Genomic DNA, 239 nt, shown 5'->3' with positions numbered 1-239 from the left:
CTGCGGGCCACGCCCCCATGCTTTGTGCGATTGCGCTTCGCGGGTCTGCGAGGTCGACAGATCGGCCACGATGGCTTCAAGCAGCGGCTGGGCATGGTCACGCAGAGCCAGCGAATCAAGGCGTGCCGCCGCGGGCAGCAATGTCACGGCGAACGCCTCCCATTGCGCCAGGATGCGCTCCATATCGCGCAGGATGAAATCAGCGAGTCGCATGTCATTCCTTCAAAAAGCAAAATACC

Annotated in this window: 1 pseudogene; it reads right to left on the bottom strand. The window is 61.5% G+C overall.

What is annotated here, in order from left to right:
• Positions 1 to 213, bottom strand: a pseudogene (locus SB822_RS60600) (sensor histidine kinase); the annotation flags it as partial.
• Between the last annotated feature and the right edge of the window lie 26 nt (positions 214 to 239).

Origin of the sequence: Paraburkholderia sp. SIMBA_054 (genome assembly GCF_046534875.1) — a bacterium.
Taxonomy (GTDB): Bacteria; Pseudomonadota; Gammaproteobacteria; order Burkholderiales; family Burkholderiaceae; genus Paraburkholderia; species Paraburkholderia hospita.
The sequence above is the reverse complement of the archived record's forward strand: the minus strand, read 5'-3'. Positions and strand labels throughout refer to the sequence as shown.